A 24,882-nucleotide genomic window follows, 5' to 3' on the forward strand; every position below is an offset into this window, starting at 1 on the left:
GCACTCGGCGAGCGCATCAGGGTGCGGACAGACAACCCTACAAAAAGAAGGGGATTGTAGTGAGGGAATATCGGGTTGTAAATCGTTTCTGTATGAGCGGCCATCGAGGCCGTCATCTCAGAGCAGGCGACTGCGGTGACTGTCCCAGCGGTAACCCAGGCCATAAACCGCACGGATAAACGTGTGTTCCTGATCCTGTATTTCCAGCTTACGGCGGAGATTTTTGATGTGACTGTCGATGGTCCGGTCGGCCACCACCCGGTAATCGTCATAGAGCAGGTCGAGCAGTTGTTCGCGGGTGAACACCTTGCCAGGTTCCTGTGACAGCGCCGTCAGTAACCGGAATTCAGCGGGGGTCAGTTCAACCGGTTGGCCGTCCCAGCTGGCACGAAACCGTGCTTTATCGATTTCCAGCCGCGCAGAGACATTGTCGGGCTCTTCGACGGGGCGCAGACAGCGGCGCAGGATAATTTTCACCCGGGCGACCACTTCCCGCGGGCTGAACGGTTTGCAGACATAATCATCCGCCCCGATTTCCAGCCCCAGTAACCGATCTATTTCTTCGCTACGGGCGGTAAGCATGATCACAGGCAGATCGGAGAACTGGCGAAGTTCGCGGCAGACCGACAGCCCGTCTTTGCCGGGCAGCATCAAATCAAGGATCAACAGGTCCGGCGGGCTGGCTTTGACCTCAGGAATCACTTCATCACCACGGCTGATCACCCGGGTACGGTAACTGGCGGCCTGCAAATAATCGACCAGCAGCATGGCCAGCTTTGGCTCATCCTCAACAATCATGATCAGCGGTGAAAGGGTATGTTCTGTCATATTTTTTGCTCACGTGTCATCAATGGCAGCCTGACCAGAAGAGTAACCCCCCCGGTGTCGGAATGCCGGCAGTCAATGGTTCCCTGATGCGCTTCTGCGATGGCCCGGCAGATGGCCAGTCCCAGACCGGATCCTCCGCTTGCCCGGTTACGTGAATCTTCAGCCCGGTAAAACCGGTCAAAAATATGCTGCTGCTGTTCATCACTGATGCCGGGCGCAGTATCGCTGAAGGTTAACTGCAGATCATTCTGTCTTTGTTGCAGACTGACGACCAGGCCGCCGCCGGCATAAGTATAACGCAGGCTGTTTTCCAGCAGGTTATGACATAGCTGGCTCAGCCGGCTGATATCACCGATGCAGGGGGCCGAAGGGGGGAACCGATAATGCAGCGAAAGGCCGGCATCGCGGAAACGTTGTACATAGGTAGCACAGATATTTTCGGCCAGCTCACTCAGGCACAGGGGCTGCATCTCATAACGTAATGCCCCCGCATCGGATAGTGCCAGCTGATGCAGGTCATCGACCAGTTTTTTCAGGGTCATCACTTCACTTTGTAACGAAGCGATGGCGGCCGGGGTCAGGTGCCGAACCCCGTCCTGGATAGCTTCAAGTTCACCCTGCAGGATGGCCAGCGGCGTCCGCAGCTCATGAGAGATATCGGCCATAAATGCCCGGCGGTTGGATTCATTTTTTTCCAGCGACTCTGCCAGCTGATTAAAATCGCGGGCCAGCTGGCCCAGTTCATCCTCGCTGGTGACCCTGACCCGGGTTGCCAGCTGCCCGGCGGCTAACTGATGGGTGCCGCCGACCAGACGTTTAACCGGAGCCAGCAGTCCGCGCGACAGGCCCCAGGTGACGATAGCCGCCAGCAGGGTGGTCAGCGCACCGATGATCCAGCTGGCCCGTTTTTGCTGATGGTCGAAATTAATGTCGGTGCTGCGTGTCAGTTGCTCCGGGGGGGAGCCAATGACCCAGCCAGCTACCAGTCCCTGCGGGGTAGTGATCGGATGTTCAATCCGCGGAACCGGGAGTTTTTTGCGTGGCCCGATTAGCACACGATATTGACTGTCGACGATCCAGAACGGGGTACGCCAGCCGGGTGAGGGGAAGTTATCCCGCGGCTGACTCTGTTCCAGTGAGTGTAACAGGGTGTAGATCATCCGGTTATTATTCTGCAAAAAGGTCCAGTTACCATGCTGCTGATATTGTTCGGCCAGCGCATCGCTTAGCAGACTCAGGCGCTGTTCATTACTTTCACGAATATAATCGACGAACCCGTGCTCAAAGCTCATACGCATCGCCCAGTGCATCACCATCAGCACCAGCAGACAGCTGCCGAAAATCGTCATAAACAGTTTCGCCCGGATGTTCAGCCGCCAGCGCAGTCTCATGATGTCTTACGCCCTTTGTTCAACAGGGTATTACGGCTAAGCTCTTCGGGCACAAACCAGAACACGATGATCGGTAGCCAGAGGAATAATCCGATCAGCAGCCAGGCCATGCTGAAGGTATGGCGAAGGGCGACGGTATCGGCGAGGGCCGCATGCCCTGAACTTGCCAGCAGTAAACCTGCCAGAGTGACGCCGGTACTCATGGATAATTGCATCACCATCGAAAGCAGACTGTTTCCTGAAGAAGCCAGCGTGTCCGGAAGTTCTTTCAGGGTCAGGGTATTCATGGTCGTAAAACGGACCGAGTTGATGCCGCCGAGCAGAAACATGACCAGCGGTAATCCTGCAATCCAGTTCAGCCGCAGTAACAGCGGAAACAACATGACCACCAGTCCCAGTAACAGCGTGGAACTGATCAGCGCACGACGATAACCGACGGTATTGACCAGCCGGACCACCACCCGCTTAATCAGCATGCTGCCCGCGACCATCGGTATCATCATCAGACCGGCATGGAACGGGCTAAGGCCCAGCGCCAGTTGCAGGAAAAGCGGGATCATAAACGGTAACATGCCACTGCCGGTCCGCGCGACCATACTACCGATTAACCCGATGCGGTATACCGGATTCTTAAATAAATCGAGGCTGAATAGCGCGTTCTCGCGGTTGAAGGCATACACGGGGTAGAGCACCAGACAACCTATCCCCGCACTGAGCAGGACCGATAGCCAGAGCGTACGGTCTCCTGTCCATTCGCGGCTTTCCAGTGCCAGTGTCAGCGAAGCCATCGCAATCGCCAGCAACAGAAACCCACGAAAATCAAAGCGCCGCCCGGGTAAACGGTAATTTGGCAGCAGACGGAGGGTCGCCCAGGCACCGATCACCCCCACCGGAATATTGATCAGGAAAATCCAGTGCCAGCTGGTGTATTCCACCAGCAGACCGCCGAGAGTCGGCCCGGCCAGCGGCCCGACCTGGCCTGGTAAGGTGACAAAAGCCATCGCCGCCATATACTGGGCGCGGGGCACCATTTTCATTACCGTCAGCCTGCCGACCGGCACCATCATGGCACCGCCCATGCCCTGCAGCACGCGGGCCATCACCAGCTGATCCAGCGTGGAGGAGAGGGCACAACAGACCGAGCCCAGCGTGAACAGAACGATGGCGCTGCAGAAGATATTCCTCACCCCCAGACGATCCGCAAGCCAGCCGCTTAACGGCAGCATCACAGCGACCGTTAATACATAGGACACAATCACCATATGCATGTTCAGCGGGCTGCTATGCAGCGCCTTTGCCATAGAAGGCAACGCCGTATTCACAATCGTGGTATCCAGCGATTGCATAAAAAAGCCGATGGCGACGATCCATAACTGCCAGCGCACGGAAGGCTGGGTAGGCTCGGCAATCGGACTTCGCGGTTCACTCATTAAGTGCCTCCTGAGGCTTGCTGACTGCACTTTACTACTTATTTATCTTCTGTAACATTGCTGGTGTTGCGTATAAGGACGGCAACTGACTGATGATGAGTTTGCCAGGATAGAAAGACCTAGAGGCAGAACAAGTATTAAGAAGAGTTTAATTGTAATAGTAATGAATAGAAAGAAAATAAACGATATTATGATTTTTTCATTAATGGAGGGCTTTGGTTTTTTATTTTTCATGTATTTTTGTGGTGTTAATAAGGTGGTTCATGATTCATAATCTTGTCACTAGTTTAGTTCAACCTGTACCCGCTATCATGCTCTGTAATGAATTCGGATGAGTGTTATTTTTCCATTATTGCTATCAGGGGGATGGTTATTAATATTTTAAATCGCTGTTAAGTTTAAAGTGTGTGTTATTTTATGGTGAAAAGTTTATCAAATTCTTTCTCGCTATACTCTGTTTTCTTTTTATTATTGATTTCTATGGGTAAACGAAGTTTATTAAGATAGTGATAATGCATTGTTATTGGTAAGTGGTGCTCTGGGTCAAGGTTAGGTAGATTTTTATAATTCCACTCTTGGACATCATTAATAACATTATCACTAGCTGTAATTAACTCATCAATGACTTTGTTATAATTTATCTTAAGTATTTTTAATGTTCTTATTTTTTCCTTTATCTCTAGGCCTATATTGAATTTATCAATATATAATTCGTCTAAATTTTATTTAAATCACTATTGAAATCTATCGTTTGTGAATCCACACAACTATTTGAATTTAAATCACAGAAACATAAATATTCTAAGTTGTTTGTAGTGATATTGAATTTTGAAATTAGTTCCCTGACTCCTATACATTTATTCCTTTTTTTAGTTGTCATCCACTCATCTAGTTTATTCAATCAAGATATATATAGGACTATAGTAATCAATGGTGTTAATATCACTTGCCAGTTTTTTCAAATCTTGTTTAAAGAAATATTTCAACATAACCGCTGGAAAAATTTTTTTAATAAAATACTGAACAGCAATATTATTAATGTGATTTTATTTTTATGTAAGTAATTCATTGTGATTTATAATTTCGTTGATTTTAAGAGGCGTAAATAATCTTTTTTTTCAAAAATCAATCGTTGAACTTGAATATATCATCAATCTTTAACTTGTTTAGTTCTTTTGTTTTCATGTCTAGTTTTTGGCTTTGGAATTTCCATTTTGATGATAGTTCATTAAGTGATCTGATTGTGTAAGTATCATAAACAACAGAGTCCAAAAATTTATGACATATTTCTTCAGCTTCAACTAATTCGTTTACAGGGAATATATCCTTATTTTTTATTTTTATACTCCATTTTTCTAATGAAAAAAATAAAGAATTAAGAATAGATATGTTTTTTCTGAAGTCCTCCGTTTCATTGTTCAATAAGTGCTCGATTCTGTTAATTCTTTTTTCGGATATTTTTCTTTCTTCAATATATGGTGTTATATCATCCATGAGTTTCTGTAGGAATAATATGTTTGATATACACTTATAAAATGTCATAACTAAAGATTGTGCTACTTCAAATCCTTTATCATTTTTTCTTACCTCATGCCACTTTAAAACTTTTGCTGCTGTAAAAAGTCCAATAAAAATGGTAATAGAATTGAGTATAGGTGATACCATATCTTTGAACTTAGTATCACTTGTCCATTTCAGTATAATGAAAACTACTGTCATTATAATCCCACCGATAAAAGCACCAACAATAATTTTATCATTATCACGAATGATTTTTTTTGCTTCGAATTTCATTTTATTAGTCTCCGGTTTTGAATAGATCTTAACGTCCTGTAATCCATTTTAAGGCGTTTTGATGATTAGTCATATCACAATTTTATCGTGTTGAACTTACTGTGATTGTACTTATGGATTAAGATTCAACATAACAAGTGAACGATAAAAAAGATATTTTTTAAATTAATGTATTGATTTATAAGATCTTTATGTTTTAGTAAATCAATTACTTTCGTGGTATCCAGCGATTGCATAAAAAAGCCGATGGCGACGATCCATAACTGCCAGCGCACGGAAGGCATGGCAGGCGCAGAGGCGGTGCGGGGCTCTGAGTGCATCACGGTTCTCCTGAGACAGGCTTGCGGCCTTTACTGAGTATATCCATGAACAGTAATACCACCGGGGTGGTGTACAGCGTCAGTAACTGACTGATGATTAATCCGCCGGCGATGGCTATTAAAAAAATAATTAGTCTTACCATCTTTCTTTAAATGTTGATAACTACTGTCCTGTAACTCCTCGTGCTATCCTTTAATTAATTATCTGCCAGTAATAAGTTGAATATATTTTTATTCACTTTGAAATCTATCTTGATTGTAGTGAATTAATTACAAACGGGCGTTACTTGATAGTAAAAATCCCATCAAAACTTTCATCTGTGAAATTCTTTATTTTAATCTCTTTTGTTTTTTTGATTTTTCTAAATTCTGATATTAGACGTTTTTTTGTGCTGTGCTGATGAATATTCATAGTTAATGTTTTTTGTGCAAAACTGGCTATTTCAATCAATTTATCATGTAACTCAACCTGAATGTCAATAGGCAGTAATTCATCTTTCTTAATCTCAACATTCCAGAAGTGTAGCATATTATAGTTTATTTTCTCTTCTTGGTGAGTATGTGAGAATAAATTAATCAATCTAGTAAGCTCATTTTCATATGCTTTGAATGTATCTTCATTTACTAGCTTCGAAGAGTTATCAGTGAATAAATGATTAGACATGAGATGAATCTCAATGTCGTGATTTATCAATTCTAACTTGGCAACAGCATCTACTAGTTTTCCAGCTCGTTCATAAGCTTTATCTCTATTTTTTTGTATAAGCCAAGTATTGAACTTACTTAGTGTTGTTAGGAATATTATTACTGTGATTAATGGTGAAGCTATGTTTTTAAAATCATTCTTTATGAAACTTTCTATGACAATAAAAGAAGCTATCATTAAAATACATCCAATGAATATTCCTAGTATGATTTTTTGTGATTCATCAAATAATTTCTTCATAATCTGTTATATCCTATTGCATTCAGTACTGTCATGATAAACGAAGTTGTATTATGTTTTTATTTATGATAAAAACTTTAGTTATTAAATTCGTATATATCATCGACAGTTAATTCGTTGTATTCATCCATTGATATATTTAGTTCATTCAGTAATCTTTGTTGTTCTTCCATTTCATGATTATAATCGTTGCCATTACAGTAGTGACTAATTATAACGAACTGAGTATGATGTAATACCATCATTCTATAGAGTAAGTTATCTATTACCTTTAATCTTACATTCCATTTTTTAAGTGATTTTTTCATTCCTACAGCATTATTATACTTTTCTTTGAATATGTTATTATCTTCAGATAATTTCTCAATTAATGAAATTTTATTGATTTCCCCATTCGATCTTATTAGATTTAAGTATTCGCTGTAGTTCAATACTATAATATATATTTGGTAGGTGTTCATTACTATATTTTGGGCTACTTCAAATCCTTTATCATTTCTTTTTACTTCATGCCACCTCAATACTTTTGCTGCTGTGAATAGCCCAATGAGTATTGTTATAGAGCTTAATATAAGTGGTGCTATATCTTTGAATTTTGTTGTTGGCGTCCATGATAATATAGTGAAAATTACTATCATTATTATTCCACCGATGAATGCGCCTACTATTACTTTGTCGTTATTACGGATCATTTTTCTTTGTTCAATTATTGATTTCATTTTTATTCTCCGTGTCAGTTCCATCGAACTTAGATGATAATTATATTCATTTTACTCAGTCCTATCATTATGCCTGTACTGAACTTTAACAGTCCATTTTTGATAATGTTTAAATGATAACTTTTATCAATGATGAGGGTGATAAAAAGTTTATGTAACTATCTTATTGTTCTATATGGTTTTTTATTTCACTATGTTAATGAACGGGTTACAATCGTGGTATCCAGCGATTGCATAAAAAAGCCGATGGCGACGATCCATAACTGCCAGCGCACGGAAGGCATGGCAGGCGCAGAGGCGGTGCGGGGCTCTGAGTGCATCACGGTTCTCCTGAGACAGGCCTGCGGCCTTTACTGAGTTTATCCATGAACAGAAATACCACCGGGGTGGTGTACAGCGTCAGTAACTGACTGATAATTAATCCGCCGGCGATGGCTATTCCTAAAGGTTGCCGTAATTCTGCGCCATCTCCGGAGGTAAATACCAGCGGAAGTGCACCGAAAAGTGCTGCCAGAGTCGTCATCAGTATCGGACGGAAACGCAGAAGACAGGCCTGATAGATAGCCTCGCGAGCCGGGAGGCCGCCTTCCCGCTCTGCGGCCAGCGCAAAATCGATCAGCATAATGGCATTCTTTTTCACTATGCCGATCAATAGCAGAATACCTAACATCGCAATCAGGCTGAAGGGCGTCCCGGACAGGCGTAAGGCCAGCAAGGCACCCACACCGGCAGGGGGGAGGGTTGAGAGAATGGTCACCGGATGAATATAGCTTTCATACAGCATGCCGGTCACAATATAGACCGTGGCAATCGCCCCGAGGATCAGCCATAGCTGGCTGGACTGGCTGTCACGGAACAGTTTTGCATCGCCGGCAAACTCGCCCCGGATGGAAGCCGGAACGCCCAGACGCACCATCGTCTGGTCAATGGCCGCGGAAGCCTGCGACAGCGCGACCCCATCGGGCAGATTAAACGAAAGCGTGGCCGCGGCCGACAGCCCCTGATGGTTGACCGCGGTCGGGGTATTGCCGGGAGCCCAGTGTGCAATACGCGATAATGGTATCGACTGACCCTGTTTATTGATCAGGTACATCTGGTCGAGGGCCGAGGCATCCTGCAGATAGCGGGGATCCACCTCCAGTACCACTTTGTACTGATTCATGGGCCGGTAAATGGTGGAGATCTCCCGCTGACCAAAGGCATCATTCAGCAGGGCATTCGCCTGGGCCATGCTGATCCCCAGCCGGGCCATGCTGGCCCGGTCATATACCAGTTGCAGCTCGCCGCCATGATCTTCCTGGTCTGAACTCACATCGGTCAGTTGCGGCAGATGCCGGAATGCCTGGAGGAGTCTGGGGGACCACTGGCGCAGTGCCTGCAGGTCATCCGAAAGCAGAGTGTACTGATAACTGGCGTTGGATGAGCGGCCACCGGTATGAATATCCTGGACCGGATTCAGGTATAAGCGGGCGCCGGGTTCGTTGGCCAGTGCGCTTCGCAGGCGATCGATTACCTGGCGGGCACTGACCTTTCGTTCGGCCAGCGGTTTGAGTGAGATATAGAGTGAACCGCTGTTAGTACGCATCCCCCCGGTAAAGCCGGTGACATTATCGACGGCGGGATCCGCACTGACGATGCGCATAAAATCGGCCAGTTTATCGCGCATGGCCTGGAAAGAAATACTCTGGTCTGCCTGGATATTGCCCGAGATACGCCCGGTATCCTGTTCGGGGAGAAATGCTTTCGGCAGACTGATAAATAATCCGACCGTCAGCGCGACCGTGGCCAGTAACACACAAAGGGTCGTTTTCGGATGGCGCAGCACACGGTGTAATGAACGTGCATAGCCGGCCTGAAGACTGTTCATTCCTTTCTGAAACCAGGAGAGGCGCAGCGGCCTGTCTGCCGGCGTCAGCTTCAGTAACCGGGCACACATCATCGGGGTCAGGGTCAGGGAAATGACCAGAGAAATCAGGATCGCGACCGACAGCGTCATGGCAAATTCATTGAAGAACCTGCCAATCAGCCCGCCCAGGAACATCAGTGGCAAAAATACCGCCACCAGCGACAGACTCATTGCCAGTACGGTAAACCCGACTTCACGGATCCCCTGCAGAGCGGCCGCGAAGGGTTTCATCCCGGCTTCCACGTGACGGGCAATATTTTCCAGCACCACGATAGCATCGTCGACCACAAAGCCTGTGGCGATGGTCAGGGCCATCAGTGACAGATTATTCAGGCTGAAACCGCAGAGATACATGGCAGAAAAACTGCCTATCAGCGAGACCGGCACTACGATCGCCGGGATCAGCGTCGCTCTGGCCGATCCCAGAAACAGGAAGACCACCAGGATCACCAACGCAATGGCGATAATCAGCGACTGCTCCACCTCACTGAGGGAGGCCCGGATCGTCGGTGAGCGATCCTGGGCGATACTGAGCTGGATAGCCGCCGGAATTTCCTGGCGTAAAACCGGCAATCTTTCCCGGATGCGGTCCACCGTCGATATAACATTGGCATCGGAGGTTTTACGGATCATCATCAGGATCGCCGGTTTACCGTCACTCAGCCCAATATTACGTATGTCCTGGACATCATTCGTCACGCTGGCAATATCGCCCAGCCGGACGGCGGCGCCGTTGTTATAGTGAATAATGACCGAGCGGTAGTGGCTGGCATCATCCAGCACATCATTGGTCGCCAGTTGCCAGCGTTGCTCTCCGTCATCAATGGCCCCGAGCGGCAGTCGCTGGTTTGCCGCGCTGAGCTGGCTGCGGATCTGGTCCAGCGAAATTCCCTGACTGAACAATTGCTGTGGATTCACATCGACCCGCACCGCCGGCAGGGATCCGCCGCCGATGGTCACATCGCCGACGCCGTCTATCTGGGATATCGTCTGTGCCAGCCGGGTGGTGGCATAATCGTATAGCTGGCCGCGGGAGTAGGTATCTGAGGTCAGTGTCAGGATCATGACCGGGGCATCGGACGGGTTGGCTTTCCGGTAAGTCGGGCGTGAAGACATGCCGCTCGGCAACAGGCTCTGGGCAGCATTCAGTGCGGCCTGAACATCGCGGGCGGCACCGTTAATGTCCCGGTTAAGATCAAAAATCAGGATAATACGGGTCGTCCCCAGCGTACTGGTGGAGGTCATCTCGCTGATGCCGGAAATCCGGCCCAGTGAACGCTCCAGTGGCGTGGCAATGGAGGCCGCCATGGTCTCTGCCGAGGCCCCTGACATACTGGCCGAGACCACCACGGCAGGAAAATCCACCTGCGGTAAGGCAGCCACCGGCAGTAACCTAAAGCCCAGGATGCCCGCCAGCACGATCGCCAGTGAAAACAGCAGGGTGGCGACCGGGCGGTGAATGAACAAATCCAGAGTTTTCACAGCGGCCTGTCCTGTTCAGTGCTCATAGGCCCTTTAGGTCTCAGTTTTTTTGACAGGCTGTCAAACAACAGATAGATCACCGGGGTGGTAAACAGCGTCAGCACCTGACTGACGACCAGGCCACCGACCATCGAAATCCCCAACGGCCTGCGTAATTCCGCGCCGACGCCGGTACTCAGCATCAGCGGCAGCGCACCGAGCAGGGCTGCCAGGGTGGTCATCAGAATGGGGCGAAAGCGTAACAGACACGCGCGGAAGATGGCCTCCTCCGGCGACAGACCTTCATTACGCTCGGCTGATAAGGCGAAGTCGATCATCATAATGGCATTTTTCTTTACAATACCGATCAGCAGAATGATGCCGATAATGGCGATGATATCGAGTTCATGCCCCGAGATCTGTAAGGCCAGTAATGCACCTACGCCGGCACCCGGCAGGGTCGACAGGATGGTGACCGGATGAATAAAACTTTCATACAGAATGCCCAAAACGATATACATGGCGATAATGGCCGCGATAACCAGCCAGACGGTACTGCTGAGCGCCGCCCGGAAGGCAAGAGCACTGCCTTCGAAACTGGTCGTCATATCTGCCGGTAAATTCAGCGACCGTTCAATCTGCGTAATCGCATCCACGGCATCCCCCAGGGAGTCCCCCTCCGCAATATCAAACGATATTGTTGCAGAAGGGAACTGATCCAGATGGTTCACCGTCAGCAGCGTGTGACGCTGTTCGATGCTGGCGATTGCGCTCAGTGGAAGGGAGCCTCCTTCACTGCTGGTCAGGCGGATATTCTGCAGTGGACTCAGTCCTCCGCTGGCCGGCACGGACTGGCCGAGAACTACACGGTACTGGTTAGACTGGGTATAAATGGTCGATATCAGGCGTTGTCCGAAAGCATCGTACAGTGCGTTGTCGATATCTGACATCGAAATGCCCAGACGACTGGCGGTATCCCTGTCGACGCGAATGTAGGCCTCATTTCCCTGGTCCTGCCAGTTACTGCTGACACTCCGTAATTGCGGTGCCTGCTGCAATCTGGCGACCAGCCGTGGTATCCATAATGCCAGATCGGATTGTGAGGGTGACTGCAACGTGAACTGATAAGGGGTCCGGCTGGCGGTGGTATCAATCGTCAGATCCTGTACCGCCTGCATCCACAGCTGAACGCCGGGAAGCTGACTGACCGCTTGCTGTAAACGGTTCTCAATGGCGGGGATCCGGTCGCTGCGCTGCGAGAGGGGTTTCAGGGTGATCTGTAAGCGTGCGGTATTCAGCGCAGCATTCGTTCCATCGACACCGACAAACGAGGTGACATTCGCCACATCCGGGTCTTGCTGAATAATGGCTGCTGCCTGACGGGTACGATCAGCCATGCCCTGCCAGGAGACAGACTGTGGCCCCTGCAGGGTGGCCTGAATCAGGCCGTTGTCCTGGGCGGGGAAAAAGCCTTTCGGGATCCCTATCCAGAGCAGGATCGTGATGACCAGGGTCCCGACCGCTACCGCCAGAGTGATCCAGCGGTGGCGCAACACCCGGGTCAGCAGTCGACCGTAGCCGGCGACTGTCCGATCGAACAGCGCCTCACAGGCCAGTGAAAAACGATTTTGCTGGTGGTGTGTCCCCTCTTTCAGCATCCTGGCGCACATCATCGGGGTCAGGGTGAGCGAGACCAGCGCCGAGATTAAAATAGAAACGGCCAGGGTCACGGCAAATTCACGGAAAAGACGACCGACCACGTCTCCCATAAACAGCAGCGGGATCAGTACCGCTATCAGTGAAATCGTCAGGGAAATGATGGTGAAGCCGATCTCGGAAGCCCCTTTCAGGGCGGCATTCAGCGGAGAAAGACCGTTCTCGATATGCCGGGAAATATTTTCGATCACGACAATGGCGTCATCCACCACAAAACCGGTGGCAATGGTGAGCGCCATCAGCGTCAGATTATTGACCGAAAAGCCCAGCATATAAATCACGGCAAACGTGCCGATCAGCGATAGCGGTACCGCCACCGCGGGGATGATGGTGGCAGGGATATTCCTCAGGAACAGATAGATAATCATCACGACCAGGGCAATTGCCAGCATCAGCTCTGACTGTGTGTCGCTGACCGAGGCACGGATATTCTGTGTGCGGTCACTGATCAGCTGTAACTTCACCGAATCCGGCAGGCTGCTCTGTAGTGAGGGGAGCAGGGCGCGGATACTGTCAGCGGTGGCAATAATATTCGCCCCGGGCTGGCGCAGGACATTCATCACGATGGCGCCCTGACCGTTACTCCAGGCACCGAGCCACTGATTTTCCGCCCCCTGGCTGACGGTGGCCACATCGCCCAGACGGACAGGGGCATTATTGCGGTAACTGATGATCAGCTGGCGATAATCTTCGGCGCTTTTCAGCTGATCGTTCGCGGAGAGCGTCAGCGAGCGTTGCGGACCATCCAGGCTGCCTTTTGCCGTATTCACATTGGCGTCGCCGATAGCGGTTCGGATATCTTCGCTGGTTAACCCCAGCGCAGCCAGGGCCGGGGCATTCAGGCTGATGCGGATGGCCGGCCGCTGTCCCCCGGCCAGGGTCACCATACCGACGCCACTGACCTGAGAGATCTTTTGCGCGATACGGGTTTCCACCAGGTCTTCCACCCGGGTCAGCGGCAGACTTTGGGTGGTAACCGCCAGTGTCATGATCGGCGGGTCCGCCGGGTTCACCTTGTTATAGACTGGCGGGTTGGGTAAGTCATCGGGCAGATAGTTCATCGCTGCATTGATGGCGGCCTGGACTTCCTGCTCAGCAATATCCAGCGGCAGAGAAAGCTGGAACTGCAGGGTAATGACTGAGGCTCCGGCCGAACTGCCGGAAGCCATCTGTTTCAGCCCGGACATCTGCCCAAGCTGACGTTCAAGCGGCGCGGTGACCGAGGTCGTCATGACGTCTGCACTGGCCCCGGGATAGCCGGTGATCACCTGGATAGTCGGATAGTCCACCTCAGGCAGGGCAGAGACCGGTAAAAAGCGATAACCCATGATCCCTGCCAGCACAATGGCCACCATCAACAGGGTCGTGGCAATGGGTCGCAGGATAAACCGGCGCGAAGGCCCCCCGTCCGGGGTCCCGGAGAATGCATTCATCAGGTAGCATCTCCGGTGCGGTCTGCCGGCGCCGGGGTCACGACCCGGACGGCGGTCCCTTCATTCAGACGATCGAGGCCATCGGTCACCACGCGGTCACCCGCTTGTAAACCGCTATCGATCACCCGCAACGCTCCCTGTTGTGGTCCCGGAGTCACCGATGCCCGGCGCACTTTATTGTCCGGCCCGACCAGCCAGACAAAGTAACCTTCGGTATTCATCTGTAATGCCGCGACGGGAATAACTAAGGCATCTTTCAGGGTGCTGACCCGCAGGCGGATATTTACAAACTGGTTCGGGAACAGCTGATTATCCTGGTTCGTAAACCGGGCTTTCAGCTTCAGCGTACCGGTGCTGCTGTCTATCTGGTTATCCAGACTCAGCAAAGTGCCTTCCGCCAGCGTACGGGTATCGGTACGATCACGGGCCTCTGCGATCAGTGGCTGCCCTTGTTTCTGTGCCCGGACGATACGGTCAATGTCGCCTTCCTGCACGGTAAAAATCACGTCGGCCGGGTGCGTCTGGGTGATCACGACGATACCATTGGTATCGCCGGCGGAGATATAATTACCGGCATCCACCTGCTTCAGCCCGACGATACCGCTGATAGGCGCAGTGATTTGGCTGTACGTCAGGTTCAGACGAGCATTCTCCACCGATGCCTGGTCACTTTTGACGGTACCGTCCGTTTCGCTGACCAGTGCCTGCTGATTATCCAGCTGCTGGCGGGCGACCAGCCCGGTGGCGGCCAGCTTCCGGTAACGTTGCAGGTCGGCACGGGCATTCGCCAGGGTGGCCTGGTCTTTCGCCAGCTGGCCTTCTGCCTGTAACAGGGCGACCCGAAAAGGGCGGGGATCAATTTCAGCCAGTAATTGTCCGGCGGTGACCGGCTGGCCTTCACGAAAATGCAGAGACATCAGTTGCCCGTCGACACGGCTGCGTACGGTCACGGTGGAAGAGGCCGTTACGGTCCCGAGAGCGGAAATATATTGCGGGACGGTCATTGCGTTAACTTTGGCCACCTGAACCGGCGGGGCGGAAGAAACGGTACGTCCGGCAGGGGATGCTGCCTCTGCGCGGTCAGTCTGCCAGAAACGCACACCGGCCAGTACGGCAATGATCACAACAGATAACAGAAGAAAGAAACGGGTCATTCGATGATTTGCTTTCATGCTTAATTATGCTCTCCCGCATCATTAAATCAGGCAATATCCGCACGTTGGCCTGTCAGTATAACGACAAATCAGCGAGGAAAGTTGAAGGAAATAAGGAAATGCATCGCAGGAGGGGAGAAAAAACATGACGGTGCCGGGTTTGCCGGCACCGGGGCAGAATTAGCTGAACAGAGTTTTCGCCCAGCGGGTGAGACCGAGGGTGACCGAGCCGAAGTCATCGCCGCTGGCCAGCGGGATGCCCGGCAGGACGCGGCTGATGGCTTCACGTAATAACGGAGAGCGGGCACTGCCGCCGGTCAGATAGATGACGTCCGGACGGGTGGATGATTCGGCCATTACGCTGGAAATCTGCCGCACCATTTTCTCCAGCGGTTGTGCAATGGCGTCTTCCATTTGCTGCACTTCCAGTGCAGCCGCCAGCCCGGCATCGATGTATTCCAGCGGGACCGTGGTTTCCGGGGCTTTGGACAGGCGGATTTTACTCTCCTCCGCACTGCGGACCAGCTGGTAACTTTGCTTGTTTTTCCAGACATTCAGCAGGCGGGTGACTAAATCCGCATGCTCAGCGTCTCTCACCATCTGGCGGAGTAACTGACCGCATTCGCCGGAGTAGAACTCGCTTTGTGCATTGACATCATTGATAGCTACGGCATTCCACCAGGGGAGCGCCGGCAGGGCGGTGCCTTTACGTGCACTGCCCCCCAGCCCCAGTAAAGGCATCAGCGTTTTAAAGGCCAGCATGATATCCAGGTCATTTCCGCCGACCCGGCAACCGCTGTGGCCAAGCAGACTCTCCACCCGGTCGGCTTTATGCTGCCATTCCGGCCCCATCAGTAACAGAGAACAGTCGGTGGTCCCCCCGCCGATATCCACCACCAGTACCCGGGTCTCCCGGGTGAGTGTGGATTCAAACTCCAGCCCGGCCGCCACCGGTTCATACTGAAATTCTATTTCCCGGAAACCGGCTCGCCGGGCGGCGCGTAACAGAATATTTTGTGCCTGGGCGTTGGCTTCGCTGCCGCCGTTGCCCTGGAAGTTTACCGGGCGACCGATCACCGTATGGGTGATGGCGCGTTCGGTTTGCCGTTCTGCCTGCTGACGAATGTGCAGCATCATGGCACAGACCAGATCTTCAAAGAAGGCAACCTGCTGAGGCTTCAGACCCGGGGCACCGAGGAAGGATTTCGGGGATTTGACGAACCAGACATCTTCCGGGTCCGCAATATAGTTTTCCAGCGCCTGTAACCCGAAGCTGACCCCCTCGGGGGTAACCGGTATATCCTCTTCCCGGTTCAGTCGCAGAGAAGACTGCAACAGAGCCTTATTTTCCGGCAGAGGAAAATCAACATTGTGACAGCGATAGAGCCACTCACTGGGGACGGAACGCAGCGACGCAGAGATCATCGAAGGGAGTAGCGCAGAGGAATTTTCGAGCAACAGTTGCCGGAAATTCCCGTCTTCTTCTGTCGCTACTGAACAGTTAGCTGTACCGTAATCAAAACCAATAAACATGTCTGCGCCCCCGGAGAGTCAAAAAAGGGGGCGACTTTACCTTGTAATCGTGATGCCGTAAATGGCGGAACACTAATTGGCGTGACCGGCTTGCAGGAGCTGGGCGCGGGTATAGGGTTTTTCGATGCCGGCCAGGCGTGCTGACAGGGTCGCCAGGAACTGCTGTGTGGTGGCAGGCTGGCCGGTGAAGATGATCACCGCGGGCAGGGCCGCAAAGCATACCAGCTGCAGCAGACTGACTTTATCAAGCCGCGTATGACGCTGTATCAGCAGGTAACCGGTACTCAGGAGAGCTCCCAGTGTCGCGCCGCTTATCACCTCGCTGGGAGAATGCGCATGCAACTGCAAGCGGGAATACCCCACCGCCAGTGGCAACAGATAGCCGAAGGTGATCAGTGTGCGGCGCAGCCAGGGCTGACGGCCTGCGGAAATCATCCACATCACGACCGGCCAGAGTACCGAAGACAGGGTGGTGTGTCCGCTGAATCCGGTAAAGTTCAGTGACTGACTGCCGAGGAAAAACCCCAGGAACATCACCTTTGAGATACTGACCAGTCCCCCGGCAATACCAAAACTCAGTAACCAGCCGAAGGCGGTTTGCCAGCGCTGACTTTTCCAGAATAAAAAGATTGCAAGCAGCAGGGCGGTCGGCAGTAACAGCATGCTGTCGCCGAAATAGGTCAGATTCTTCCAGTACATGGTTTTCCAGTCAACAGGCCAACGGGCGGATCAAGGGATCCGGGAAAGAAATGCGCCATTATAAGGCAGACTTAACAGTATACAGAAGTTTGTCAGAACCGCCTATGAGGGATGTCTGAAGATAAAGCACGCTTTTTTCTGGCATCAACCGGATGAAATCCCTATAATCGCCGCCGTAAACCCTCTCATTCTGCCCGTATCTCCCGGTCGTTAACCGGAAATGATACCGGCTTCAGTTTCAGGTCTTTAAAACGTATGACTGACTCGTCCCATCAGTGCGTAATCGTGGGTATTGCCGGCGCTTCTGCTTCAGGTAAAAGTTTGATTGCCAGCACGCTCTATCGTGAAATTCGTGACCAGGTAGGTGACGAACATATTGGTGTTATTCCCGAAGATAGTTATTACCGGGATCAAAGCCATCTCACCATGGAAGAGAGAATTAAAACCAATTATGACCATCCGAATGCGATGGATCATGATTTATTATTGTCGCATTTACAGGCAATTAAAGCAGGTCATGCGATCGATCTCCCGGTTTACAGCTATTCTGAACATACACGGATGAAAGAAACCCGTAAGCTGGAACCGAAAAAGGTGATTATCCTGGAAGGTATTTTGCTGCTGACCGATGCCCGGTTACGCGACGAACTTAATTTTTCTATCTTTGTGGATACGCCGCTGGATATCTGCCTGATGCGCAGGATGAAGCGGGATGTGAATGAACGGGGTCGTTCGATGGATTCCGTAATGACCCAGTATCAGAAAACAGTGCGTCCGATGTTTTTGCAGTTTATTGAACCGTCAAAACAATATGCGGACATCATCGTGCCACGCGGTGGCAAAAACCGTATAGCTATCGATATTCTTAAAGCGAAAATCAATCAGTTTTTTGAATAAATAGTTCACCGGGAAGGCGTGCCTTCCCTGTTTTGTCAGTGAAATGGAGTTATCTGCATGAGATTGTGTGACCGTGACATAGAAAGCTGGCTGGATGATGGCCGGCTGGAAATCTCACCTCGTCCGCCTGTCGAACGGATTAACGGAGCCACTGTGGATGTGCGTCTGGGCAACCAGTTCCGGACTTTCCGTGGACATACTGCGGCGTTTATCGACCTGAGTGGTCCGAAAGATGAAGTCAGCGCCGCGCTGGATCGCGTGATGAGTGAAGAGATCATTCTGCCTGAGGGCGAAGCCTTTTTCCTGCATCCGGGTGAACTGGCTCTGGCGGTGACGCTGGAGTCCGTGACCTTACCGGCTGACCTGGTCGGCTGGCTGGACGGTCGTTCATCACTGGCCCGGCTGGGGTTAATGGTGCACGTCACTGCCCATCGCATCGATCCGGGCTGGAAAGGCCGGATTGTGCTGGAGTTCTTCAACTCCGGTAAATTGCCATTAGCGCTTCGACCGGGTATGTTGATAGGAGCGCTGAGTTTTGAACCATTATCCGGCCCGGCAGAACGGCCTTACAACCGTCGGCAGGATGCAAAATATCGCGATCAGCAGGGTGCTGTAGCCAGCAGGATTGATAAAGACTAGCTAAATACACCGGGGATGGTATGAGAAGACTGATAACCACACTGGCCATTCTGCTCGTGGTCGTAGTCGCAGGAATGACCGCATTAGTGATGCTGGTCAATCCCAACGATTTCCGTGGCTACATGGTACAGCAGGTGGCAAAACGCAGCGGTTATCAGTTACAGCTCTCCGGTGATTTACGCTGGCATGTCTGGCCACGTCTCAGCATTCTTAGTGATCAGATCTCCCTGACCGCCCCCGGGGCAACCGTCCCGGCGGTCAGCGCCGAAAATATGCGCCTCGATGTCGAATTATTCCCGCTATTATCTCACCAACTGAAAGTCAGTCAGGTTCTGCTGAAAAATGCGGTGATCCGTGATATCCCCGCCGCGGCACGGGAGCTCCCTCCGGGCGCACCGGTTGCCCCGGAAGATGGTATGTCGTCTGCCTCTCTGACCCGTGGCTGGAGTTTTGACATCGCGCAACTGAACATCGCGGACAGTCTGTTTATCTGGCAGGATGCTCAGGGCAATCAAATCAACTTCCGTGACCTTAATCTGAGCATCCGCCAGGATCAGGTGAAGCAGGGGCAGTTTGAATTCAGTACCCGTGTCTCACGTAATCAACAGAATCTGCAATTAACGGTGAACGGCCATCTGGATGCCAGCCAGTATCCGCAGCAACTGGCATTGCAGGTCAGCCAGGCGACCTACCAGGCTTCGGGGGTTGATCTGCCGGCCGCCGGCATTAACGGTCAGGCGGAATTCAGCGCCAGCTGGCAGCCTGCGGCACAGTATTTCCGGCTCTCTGCGCTGAAACTTCAGGCCAATAATAGTGACTTCAGCGGGGAAATTGCCGGGCAGTTGCAGCCTTCATTGTCATTGCACGCCCGGCTGACCTCGGTAAATACCGATTTTGACCATCTGCTCGCCGCTGGCGGCAATTCCGACGGGCAAGCCGTGGTGCGCGTGGTCAGTGCGCCGGTCATTGCCGACCGTGATGACCTGCCGCTGCAGGATAGCTGGCTTCGTACCGCCGATATGGATGTCAGCATCCATTCAGAGAACGCCCTCTGGCGGGGGTTACAGTTAAAAAATCTGTCACTTCAGGCCACCACGTCCGGTGGTATTACCCGGGTGGCGACCCTTGACGGGCAGTCAGGGGATGGCCATTTTTCACTGCCGGGTGAGGTGGATTGGCGTAGCACGTTGCCGCAGGTGAGTCTGCGGCCCCAACTGCAGAATATCAGCCTGCAGCCGGTGCTGGCTTTCCTGCAACTCCCGCAGGCGTTTGCCGGGGAAGTGACCCTGCAGGGGCAATTCACCGGCAACGGCTTCACTCACCGGGATATCCTGACCGGATGGCAGGGGCAGGCCAGTATCCGTGTAACACACCCGAATACCGGCGCATTTAACCTGCAGCAAATGGTCAGTGATGCCGTCGCTGTCAACAGTGACCGGGTGAAATATCAGCCGGAGCAAACGCCGGTGATGCCTTCTCTGGACGGGGATTTACACCTCACTCCGGGAATATTGCGTTTTGCTTCGCTGAAAGGTGAAGGGAATGGGCTACAGATGGATGCCGCCGGTGAAGTGGATTTCCGTCAGCGCACCATGGATGTGACATTTAATATGCTGATGGCAAACTGGAAAGGGGACAGCCGGCTGGTTCATCTGCTGTCAGGGCAGGTTATTCCGATACGCTTCTACGGTCCCTGGGATAAGCTGAGTTATTCTCTACCGGTGACTCGTGTGCTGAATGGTGATTTCCGTAATGAGCTTAAAAGCCGTTTTAATCAGTGGCGGGCGCAGAACCCGGAGAAACACCCGACTCATCCGTAGTTATTCCTGAATCCACGGTGATTTCAGGTTGAAGGCGGCGGTGCAGGTCTCCCGCCGCCCGTAGGGACGGTATCTGCGGAATAACCCTTTACCATCTATGCCAGGGCCACAGAATTTCTCTCTCCGGTTACCGGAGCTGTTCTTCGCCGGTTCGGGCTGTCATAAGCTGTCCGTTCAGTCATCCTCTGTCTGCATCATTACCACATTGTGGCCTGTTGCCGCCCTGGCTGACAGCCCGTTGTGCGACGGTGACTGACCTGCTTTTTATTGCATCGCCTGCACTCTGCCTTCGTTAAAAAATCTCATCTCTTCAGGGCCCACTACTACAGTGAGTAAATAAATCCAGCAATAAAACCTGACATTTAGACAATGATCAGAAAATGACAATTTTTTGGCGTAATATAAGATTCATTATCTGAAAAGCCACTATGATAGATAATACGTCAGTACTGTCAGACCACATATGCCGGAGGATAGAAGGTGTCAGTGTGGAGCAGCCTAATTTCAGAGAATGCCGATGCTGCTTGTCGTTGCTTTTCACTCATACTGCCGGAACTGATTTTTTTCAAAACGGAATGTTTATGACCAAATTAAAAGCAGTCATTCCTGTTGCAGGTTTAGGTATGCATTTATTGCCGGCAACCAAAGCTATCCCTAAAGAAATGTTGCCGATTGTCGATAAGCCGATGATTCAGTACATCATTGATGAGTGTGCGACCGCCGGAATTAAGGAAATCGTCCTGGTCACGCATGCTTCAAAGAATGCTGTTGAAAACCATTTTGATACCACCTATGAACTCGAAGCTCTGCTGGAGCAGCGGGTTAAACGTCAGTTGCTCAGCGAAGTACAGTCAATCTGCCCGCCCGGTGTGACCATTATGAATGTCCGCCAGTCTCAGCCACTGGGGCTTGGCCATGCGGTACTCAGTGCCAGACCAATGATCGGTGATAACCCGTTTGTGGTGGTGCTTCCGGACATCGTACTGGATGAATCAAGCGCCGACCATTTGCGTTATAATCTGGCCGCCATGATCAACCGGTTTGAAGAGACAGGTCATAGCCAGGTGCTGAGTAAGCATATGCCGGGAGAAGATCTCAGCGAATATTCGATTATTACCACCCGCGACCCTCTCGAAAATCCGGGCGATACCAGTCGCATCGAACTGTTTGTCGAGAAACCTGAAAAAGATGCTCTGCCGGATTCCGATCTCGCGGCTGTCGGCCGTTATGTTTTATCCGCAGATATCTGGAAAGAGCTTGAAAATACCGGCGCGGGTGCCTGGGGAAGAATACAGCTGACGGATGCGATTGCCAGTCTGAATCAAAAGCAACCGGTAGATACCATGTTACTGACCGGTATTGATTATAACTGTGGCCGTAAACTCGGCTATATGCAGGCCTTTGTCAGTTATGGCCTAAGAAATCCGGCCCAGGGACAGGAATTTCGTGAGACCCTCAGGGAAATCATTGCGAAATAATTACGAATAAAACTTTTTAAGATACGGAGTCTGATATGTCTGTTTTAGTCACGGGGGGAGCAGGTTACATAGGTTCTCATACAGTACTGGCGCTTCTCGAACGCGGAGATGATGTTGTCGTACTGGATAACCTTTGTAATGCCTCTGAGGAATCGCTGCGACGAGTCGCTGCTTTAGCGGGGAAAGCGCCTGTATTTGTCCAGGGAGATATCCGTGATCGTCAATGTCTGAAAAAGTTATTTGCAGACCATCAGGTGAGTGAGGTTATCCACTTTGCTGCGCTGAAAGCGGTAGGTGAGTCGACCCGTATGCCGCTGGAATATTATGAAAATAATGTGGCCGGTACCGTTATCCTGCTTGAAGAAATGCGTGAAGCAGGGGTATGGAACTTTATTTTCAGTTCTTCAGCCACGGTCTATGGTGAAAACGCACCGGTACCTTACGTGGAAACCACACCGATAGGGGGAACGACCAGCCCTTACGGAACATCGAAACTGATGATTGAACAGGTGATGCAGGATTTTGCCCGTGCGGACGAGCGCTTTAATGCCATCGCTCTGCGTTATTTCAATCCGGTGGGTGCGCATCATTCGGGGGAGATCGGGGAAGACCCGGCCGGTATCCCTAATAATCTGCTGCCCTATATTGCTCAGGTCGCCATCGGTAAGCTGGAAAAGCTGGGTGTCTTTGGTGATGACTACACTACACCAGATGGTACCTGTCAGCGGGATTATATCCATGTGGTGGATCTCGCAGAAGGGCATCTGAAGGCATTAGATAATCTTCAGAAAGGTCAGGGATGCCGTGCCTTTAACCTGGGGGCGGGCAAAGGCTACTCGGTACTTGAAATGATCAAAGCTTTTGAGAAAGCCTGTGGTAAGGCTATCCCGTTTGAGATTAAACCGCGCCGCAACGGTGATTTACCGGCGTTCTGGGCCGATCCTTCACTGGCGGAGAAAGAACTTGGTTGGACCGTCAGCCGGGGTATTGATGAAATGATGCGTGATACCTGGCACTGGCAAAGTAAAAACCCGAACGGATATCGGTAATTTAAACGGCAGGACCTCTCCGGCAGGGGCTCTCTTAGCCCCTGCCAAGGCAAAACAGTATTTACAGTGAGTGGCAAATTTATTCAGGCATCCCGTCTGAAGCGGTAACGTGTTTTTATAAGATACTCTGAACCACTCATAAGAACCCGGAAATTAATGAAATGAAGTATAGTCCCGGTTATTTGGTTGATATTATTTCTGTGCTGACTGAAAAGGAACTTAAGGTCAGATACAAAAGTAGTTTCCTCGGCTATTTATGGTCTGTCGCTAACCCATTGTTATTTGCGTTAATCTATTATTTTATTTTTAAATTAGTGATGAGGGTACAGATCCCTGATTATACAGTTTTTCTTATCACTGGATTATTTCCCTGGCAATGGTTTGCAAGCTCGGTCAACAATGCACTATTTTCATTTATTTCTAATGCCCAGGTAATAAAGAAAACAGTATTCCCGCGATCAATTATTCCGTTTTGTAATGTATTTATGGAATTTCTGCACTTCCTCTGTACGCTGCCGGTGATTGTTGCCTTCCTGCTGTTTTACGGCATGTCACCGTCCATCAGCTGGCTATGGGGTGTGCCGCTGATAGGTCTGGCGCAAATGATACTGACCTTTGGCCTTTCGCTGGCAATCAGTTCGCTCAACCTGTTCTTCAGAGATCTGGAACGATTTATCCCGCTGGGTATTATGCTGATGTTTTATTGTACCCCGATACTCTATTCTGCTGACCTTATTCCTGAAAAATATCAATGGCTGCTGACGATTAATCCGGTATCTGAATTAATGCTGGCATGGCGGGACCTCTTCATGAAAGGAATTATTCATTACCCTGATATTGCACAGATGTATCTATGGGCAATACTGGTACTGATGGCCGGTAGCTATATTTTTAATAAGCTGAAATTCAGATTTGCTGAGATTTTATAATGAGTATTGCTATTGAATTCAGAGAGGTTTCGAAATCCTACCCGTTATACCACTATATCGGAACCGGCATTAAAGATCTTATTTTTCATCCACGTCGTGCCATTACGCTGTTACGGGGGCGGAAATATACCGCGATTGAAAATATTAGTTTTACTGTTGATAAAGGCGAGGCGGTTGCTCTGATAGGGCGTAACGGTGCGGGGAAGAGTACTTCACTCGGGCTGGTGGCAGGTGTCATAAAACCCAGCAGCGGCAGTGTGATCACCCACGGCCGAATTGCCTCGATGCTGGAGCTGGGTGGCGGGTTTCATCCGGAACTGACCGGCAGGGAGAATATTATCCTCAATGCGACCCTGCTGGGCCTGAGGAAGAAGCAGGTGATGAAGAAGCTGGACGGCATTATCGCTTTTTCTGAACTGGGGGATTTTATTGATGAGCCTATACGCGTCTATTCGAGCGGAATGCTGGCAAAACTGGGATTTTCTGTCATCAGTCAGACGGATCCTGAAATCCTGATCATCGATGAAGTCATGGCTGTGGGAGACATTGCCTTCCAAAAAAAATGTCTTGAAACCATCCGTGAATTTAAACAACGCGGGGTCACCATACTTTTCGTCAGTCACAACATGATGGATGTCGGAAAAATTTGTGACAAGGTCATCTGGATCGAAAACCATCGGCTGCAGGCTGTCGGTAAGGCAGACGATATTATTCCACAATATATAAAAATGATGTCTTAA

19 protein-coding genes and 2 pseudogenes are annotated in these 24,882 nt (G+C 50.5%); 7 read left to right on the forward strand and 14 right to left on the reverse strand.

Annotated elements, in window-relative coordinates; translation table 11 throughout:
• Positions 1-117 precede the first annotated feature (117 nt).
• From baeR to JK223_RS13660, 14 genes and pseudogenes are all read right to left on the reverse strand, one after another.
• On the reverse strand, positions 118-828 hold the full coding sequence (gene baeR / locus JK223_RS13600; protein ID WP_212714710.1) for a two-component system response regulator BaeR: 711 nt from the start codon (positions 826-828) through the stop codon (positions 118-120).
• Positions 825-2,219, reverse strand: coding sequence for a two-component system sensor histidine kinase BaeS (gene baeS / locus JK223_RS13605; protein WP_212714711.1), 1,395 nt, complete (start codon positions 2,217-2,219; stop codon positions 825-827). Before baeS ends, baeR begins: the two co-directional genes overlap by 4 nt.
• On the reverse strand, positions 2,216-3,649 hold the full coding sequence (mdtD, locus tag JK223_RS13610) for a multidrug transporter subunit MdtD (protein ID WP_212714712.1): 1,434 nt from the start codon (positions 3,647-3,649) through the stop codon (positions 2,216-2,218). Before mdtD ends, baeS begins: the two co-directional genes overlap by 4 nt.
• Before the next feature lie 1,125 nt (positions 3,650-4,774).
• Complete coding sequence (locus tag JK223_RS13615) at positions 4,775-5,443, reverse strand: hypothetical protein (RefSeq protein ID WP_212714713.1); 669 nt, start codon at positions 5,441-5,443, stop codon at positions 4,775-4,777.
• A gap of 209 nt (positions 5,444-5,652) precedes the next feature.
• Positions 5,653-5,727 (reverse strand): annotated as a pseudogene (locus JK223_RS17215) (hypothetical protein); the annotation flags it as partial.
• Between the two features lie 35 nt (positions 5,728-5,762).
• Positions 5,763-5,906, reverse strand: coding sequence for a hypothetical protein (locus JK223_RS13625; RefSeq protein ID WP_212714714.1), 144 nt, complete (start codon positions 5,904-5,906; stop codon positions 5,763-5,765).
• 140 nt (positions 5,907-6,046) lie between these two features.
• Complete coding sequence (locus JK223_RS13630) at positions 6,047-6,709, reverse strand: hypothetical protein (RefSeq protein ID WP_212714715.1); 663 nt, start codon at positions 6,707-6,709, stop codon at positions 6,047-6,049.
• Between the two features lie 77 nt (positions 6,710-6,786).
• Positions 6,787-7,428 carry a hypothetical protein gene (locus JK223_RS13635; RefSeq protein WP_212714716.1) on the reverse strand — a complete coding sequence of 214 codons (642 nt, stop codon included), beginning with the start codon at positions 7,426-7,428 and terminating at the stop codon, positions 6,787-6,789.
• A 197-nt stretch (positions 7,429-7,625) separates the two neighbouring features.
• Positions 7,626-7,712, reverse strand: a pseudogene (locus JK223_RS16975) (hypothetical protein); the annotation flags it as partial.
• 35 nt (positions 7,713-7,747) lie between these two features.
• Entirely contained in the window at positions 7,748-10,816 is a 3,069-nt protein-coding gene (mdtC, locus tag JK223_RS13640) for a multidrug efflux RND transporter permease subunit MdtC (RefSeq protein WP_212714717.1), read from the reverse strand.
• Positions 10,813-13,944 carry an MdtB/MuxB family multidrug efflux RND transporter permease subunit gene (locus JK223_RS13645; RefSeq protein WP_212714718.1) on the reverse strand — a complete coding sequence of 1,044 codons (3,132 nt, stop codon included), beginning with the start codon at positions 13,942-13,944 and terminating at the stop codon, positions 10,813-10,815. The genes mdtC and JK223_RS13645 overlap by 4 nt, the downstream gene beginning before the upstream one ends.
• Complete coding sequence (locus tag JK223_RS13650) at positions 13,944-15,116, reverse strand: MdtA/MuxA family multidrug efflux RND transporter periplasmic adaptor subunit (protein ID WP_212714719.1); 1,173 nt, start codon at positions 15,114-15,116, stop codon at positions 13,944-13,946. Before JK223_RS13650 ends, JK223_RS13645 begins: the two co-directional genes overlap by 1 nt.
• 162 nt (positions 15,117-15,278) lie before the next feature.
• The gene (yegD, locus tag JK223_RS13655; protein ID WP_212714720.1) at positions 15,279-16,631 is read right to left on the reverse strand and encodes a molecular chaperone; all 1,353 of its coding nucleotides are present in this window, start codon (positions 16,629-16,631) and stop codon (positions 15,279-15,281) included.
• Between the two features lie 72 nt (positions 16,632-16,703).
• A complete protein-coding gene (locus JK223_RS13660) occupies positions 16,704-17,330 on the reverse strand; it encodes a phosphatase PAP2 family protein (RefSeq protein WP_212714721.1) in 627 nt (208 codons plus the stop codon).
• A 255-nt stretch (positions 17,331-17,585) separates the two neighbouring features.
• Between JK223_RS13660 and udk the strand changes: the two genes are divergently transcribed.
• The 7 genes from udk (at position 17,586) to JK223_RS13695 (ending at position 24,882) form a co-directional block, all read left to right on the forward strand.
• A complete protein-coding gene (udk, locus tag JK223_RS13665; protein WP_212714722.1) occupies positions 17,586-18,227 on the forward strand; it encodes a uridine kinase in 642 nt (213 codons plus the stop codon).
• 57 nt (positions 18,228-18,284) lie between these two features.
• The gene (dcd, locus tag JK223_RS13670) at positions 18,285-18,866 is read left to right on the forward strand and encodes a dCTP deaminase (protein WP_025903416.1); all 582 of its coding nucleotides are present in this window, start codon (positions 18,285-18,287) and stop codon (positions 18,864-18,866) included.
• Between the two features lie 20 nt (positions 18,867-18,886).
• Positions 18,887-20,686: an outer membrane assembly protein AsmA gene (gene asmA / locus JK223_RS13675; protein ID WP_212714723.1), complete on the forward strand. Its 1,800-nt coding sequence runs from the start codon at positions 18,887-18,889 to the stop codon at positions 20,684-20,686.
• 581 nt (positions 20,687-21,267) lie between these two features.
• Positions 21,268-22,164 (forward strand): UTP--glucose-1-phosphate uridylyltransferase GalF, encoded by an 897-nt coding sequence (gene galF / locus JK223_RS13680; RefSeq protein WP_212714724.1) that lies wholly within the window; start codon positions 21,268-21,270, stop codon positions 22,162-22,164.
• A 35-nt stretch (positions 22,165-22,199) separates the two neighbouring features.
• On the forward strand, positions 22,200-23,213 hold the full coding sequence (gene galE / locus JK223_RS13685) for a UDP-glucose 4-epimerase GalE (protein ID WP_212714725.1): 1,014 nt from the start codon (positions 22,200-22,202) through the stop codon (positions 23,211-23,213).
• Positions 23,214-23,374: 161 nt separating this feature from the next.
• Complete coding sequence (locus JK223_RS13690; protein ID WP_212714726.1) at positions 23,375-24,142, forward strand: ABC transporter permease; 768 nt, start codon at positions 23,375-23,377, stop codon at positions 24,140-24,142.
• A complete protein-coding gene (locus tag JK223_RS13695) occupies positions 24,142-24,882 on the forward strand; it encodes an ABC transporter ATP-binding protein (protein ID WP_212714727.1) in 741 nt (246 codons plus the stop codon). Before JK223_RS13690 ends, JK223_RS13695 begins: the two co-directional genes overlap by 1 nt.

Source organism: Tatumella sp. JGM118, from assembly GCF_018257515.1.
Taxonomy (GTDB): Bacteria; Pseudomonadota; Gammaproteobacteria; order Enterobacterales; family Enterobacteriaceae; genus Tatumella; species Tatumella terrea.